This is a genomic window from Kluyvera sp. Awk 3 (assembly GCF_028069715.1).
In the GTDB taxonomy this organism is placed as follows: Bacteria; Pseudomonadota; Gammaproteobacteria; order Enterobacterales; family Enterobacteriaceae; genus Kluyvera; species Kluyvera georgiana_A.
Genome location: NZ_JANEWH010000306.1, coordinates 1 through 749 on the forward strand (window position 1 = coordinate 1; position 749 = coordinate 749).

At 37.0% G+C, this 749-nt stretch carries 1 pseudogene; it reads left to right on the top strand.

Annotation, left to right across the window (positions count from 1 at the left end):
- Positions 1-247: 247 nt before the first annotated feature.
- Positions 248-749: pseudogene (locus NNN71_RS24795) on the top strand (ABC transporter permease); the annotation flags it as partial.

Below are 749 nucleotides of genomic sequence, written 5' to 3' on the forward strand. Positions count from 1 at the left end.
CACATAGACTACGAAATAACATCATATTGAGTACAATGTAGCAAGGACGTAGTGCCTTCTGAAATGTTCAATGGAGTGATATTTCGGGTCTCTTCAATAGCTGAAATATATAAGGCAAGTATTTAATATATTTGTCTCTCGCCACTAAAACATTTCCTGAAAATATAAATCTTTCCCTGTTAGCGGACTGGTTGCTATGAGCCATGGGCGGTAGCGTGCCAAAAATAAAATTATGGATAGAGGTTGTATGGCAAGAAGTGGCTTGGAAGTCCAGCAGGCAGTGATCAAAGCATTATTCATGCGGGAAATAAAAACGCGGTTTGGGAAGTATAGACTTGGGTATTTGTGGGCGGTGCTGGAGCCTGCGGCGCATTTGATGGTGCTGGTTGGGACCTTGGGATATGTTATGCATAAAACCATGCCTGATATTTCTTTTCCTGTTTTTTTAGTTAATGGAATAATTCCTTTCTTTATTTTTAGCAATATAACAAACAGATCGATATCTGCTATTGAGGCCAACCAAGGGCTATTTAACTATCGACCTGTAAAACCTATAGATACATTAATTTCCAGAGCAGCTTTAGAAATTATTATATATGCATTGGTTTTTATTCTTTTGATGTTCACTCTGGCATTACTTGGCGAGAGTTTCACGTCTAAAAATATAGTCGGTTTATTTCTGATATGGTTTCTTCTCTTTGTTTTTTCATGTGGTATTGGTTTAATATTTATGGTGGTAAGTAATACAT